The 3383-nt window shown below is 47.6% G+C and carries 2 rRNA genes; both read left to right on the forward strand.

Annotated features, from left to right (window positions below):
• Window positions 1–227 precede the first annotated feature (227 nt).
• Window positions 228–3172: ribosomal RNA gene (locus BN3769_RS05840) — 23S ribosomal RNA — on the forward strand.
• Window positions 3173–3314: 142 nt separating this feature from the next.
• Window positions 3315–3383 (forward strand): 5S ribosomal RNA (rrf, locus tag BN3769_RS05845); the annotation flags it as partial.

Consider the following 3383-nt stretch of genomic DNA (forward strand, 5'->3'; position numbering starts at 1 on the left):
ATGCTGACAGATGTTATTTTGAAAGTCATAAAAGTTTAAAGAATCAAGTAAATCTATTAAGCGTTGATGAAGCTATAGAGAATATAGTGAAATTGACGTGAGTTAATAAAACAATTCACTGATAAAAATCAGCGCTTGAGGATGATCTTCACACAAATTTTAAGTGACATAAGCGTTAAGCTTATGTGAGTCGTAACTCATACTTAATTGCTTGAGATCAAATTTTTGGTCAAGCTATTAAGGGCTATTGGTGGATGCCTTGGCATCAACAGGCGAAGAAGGACGCGAAACCTGCGAAAAGCTTCGGGGAGCTGGAAAAAAGCATTGATCCGGAGATATCCGAATGGGGCAACCCAACCAGAGTAATGTCTGGTTATCTTTAACTGAATACATAGGTTAAAGAGGCGACACTTGCCGAACTGAAACATCTAAGTAGGCAAAGGAAAAGAAATCAAATCAGAGATTCCCTGAGTAGCGGCGAGCGAACGGGGAAGAGCCCAAACCGTTAATTTATTAGCGGGGTTGTAGGACCTGTCATAACTGTTAGGTGAATTTAGCAGAACACTTCTGGAAAGTTGGGCAATATAGGGTGAAAGCCCCGTATGCGAAAAAGGAAGCTAACAAGACAGGCACCTGAGTAGGGCCGGACACGTGAAACCCGGTCTGAATCTGGAGGGACCACCCTCTAAGGCTAAATACTCGTTGATGACCGATAGTGAACCAGTACCGTGAGGGAAAGGTGAAAAGAACCCCTGTTAGGGGAGTGAAATAGAACCTGAAACCAATAGCTTACAAACGGTCGGAGGCCTATGCCCATTTTATGGGAATGGCTGACGGCGTGCCTTTTGCATGATGAGCCAGCGAGTTGCGTTAAATGGCGAGGTTAAGGGACGAGCGTTCCGAAGCCGAAGCGAAAGCAAGTCTTAAAAGGGCGTATAGTCATTTGGCGCAGACACGAAACCAAGTGATCTATCCATGACCAGGTTGAAGCAAGGGTAACACCTTGTGGAGGACCGAACTAGTAACTGTTGAAAAAGTTTTGGATGAGTTGTGGATAGGGGTGAAAGGCCAATCAAACTTGGAGATATCTTGTTCTCTTCGAAATAACTTTCGGGTTAGCCTCGGACAGTCGTTTACAGGGGTAGAGCACTGAATTCACGCGGGGGTCTACCGACCTACCAAAGGAAATCAAACTCCGAATACTGTAAATTCGTCCGGGAGATAGACAGTGTGGGATAAGCTACATTGTCAAAAGGGGAACAGCCCAGATCGCCGATTAAGGCCCCTAATTCTATGCTAAGTGAGTAAGGAAGTGGAGTTTCTAAAACAGTTGGGATGTTGGCTTAGAGGCAGCCATCATTTAAAGAGTGCGTAACAGCTCACCAATCGAGAAACTCTGCGCCGATAATATCCGGGACTAAAGCATAGAGCCGAAATCGCGGGTTTAATTCGTAAGAATTAAGCGGTAGGAGAGCGTAGTATGCAGCGTCGAAGGTGTACCGTAAGGAGCGCTGGAGCGCATACTAGTGATAATGCATGGCATGAGTAAACGATAAAGGGGGTGAAAATCCCCCTCGCCGAAAACCTAAGGTTTCCAGGGTAAAGCTCGTCTTCCCTGGGTTAGCCGGTCCCTAAGCCGAGGCTGAAAAGCGTAGGTGATGGAAAGCAGGTTAAATATTCCTGCGCCGCCTAAGACTATGATGAAGGGTTGACGAAGTACGTTAAGCGCGCGGACCATTGGATGTGTCCGTGGGGCAATGAGGTCGGCTGGTAGGCAAATCCGCCAGCATAAAGCCAGGTTGTCACTAAGGGGAACCTTCGGGGGAACCGATAGCGTAGCGCAAGGCTTCCAAGAAATAGACTCTAATCGTCAATGGCGACCGTACCAAAACCGACACAGGTGGGTGGGAAGAATATTCTCAGGCGCGCGAGAGAACTCTTGTTAAGGAACTCGGCAAATTATCCTCGTAACTTCGGGAGAAGAGGAGCCATCGGACGTGACAGCACTTGCTGCTTGAGCGTAAGGTGGCCGCAGAGAAATGGCCCAGGCGACTGTTTAACAAAAACACAGCACTATGCAAAGACGCCTAAGTCGAAGTATATGGTGTGATGCCTGCCCAATGCCAAAAGGTCAAAAGGAGATGTTAGCCGTAAGGCGACGCATTGAATTTAAGCCCTGGTGAATGGCGGCCGTAACTATAACGGTCCTAAGGTAGCGAAATTCCTTGTCGGGTAAGTTCCGACCTGCACGAATGGTATAACGATCTGGGCACTGTCTCAACAAGAGACTCGGTGAAATTGTAGTAGCAGTGAAGATGCTGTTTACCCGCAATAAGACGGAAAGACCCCGTGAACCTTTACTGTACTCTGATATTGGCTCTTGACTTGTCATGTGTAGAATAACCGGGAGACTTTGAAGGCCCATCGTTAGGTGGGCTGGAGTCGCCGTTGAAATACCGGTCTTGATAAGTCGGGAATCTAACGACATCCCATGAAGCTGGGAGTCGGACATTGTCAGACGGGCAGTTTTGCTGGGGCGGTATCCTCCTAAAGAGTAACGGAGGAGTCCAAAGCTTGCCTCATCGTGGTTGGCAATCACGAGTAGAGCGTAAAGGTATAAGGCAAGTTAACTGTGAGACCTGCAAGTCGAACAGAGACGAAAGTCGGGCTTAGTGATCCGGCGGTGGAATGTGGAATCGCCGTCGCTCAACGGATAAAAGGTACTCCGGGGATAACAGGCTTATCGCCACCAAGAGTTCATATCGACGTGGCGGTTTGGCACCTCGATGTCGACTCATCGCATCCTGGGGCTGAAGAAGGTCCCAAGGGTTTGGCTGTTCGCCAATTAAAGCGGTACGCGAGTTGGGTTCAAAACGTCGTGAGACAGTTTGGTCCCTATCTTTTGTGGGCGTAGGATACTTGAGAGGAGCTGCTTCTAGTACGAGAGGACCGAAGTGGACGAACCAATGGTGAGCCAGTTGTTCTGCCAAGGGCATTGCTGGGTAGCTATGTTCGGAAAGGATAAGCGTTGAAAGCATATAAACGCCAAGCCTCCCTCAAGATAAGGTATCCCTATCAGACACCATATAGACGATGTGGTTAATAGGTTGGGTGTGTACGTACAGTAATGTACTTAGCTTACCAATACTAATCGGTCGATCGGCTTGACCACCTTTTTTTTCCTGAAGGACGAGACCATCCCCTTCAGCACAAAGTGTGGTCCAATTTACATATCAAGCGACGTGAAGAGAGTCTTCAAGCGCTGATTTTTACACGTGAATTAACGAGATTTACGATTCATTTAAACTTTTTCGCTTGGTGGCATTAGAGAAAGGGAAATACCTGATCCCATCCCGAACTCAGAAGTCAAGCCTTTCATCGCC

This window comes from Candidatus Protochlamydia phocaeensis (genome assembly GCF_001545115.1).
GTDB lineage: Bacteria > Chlamydiota > Chlamydiia > Chlamydiales > Parachlamydiaceae > Protochlamydia_A > Protochlamydia_A phocaeensis.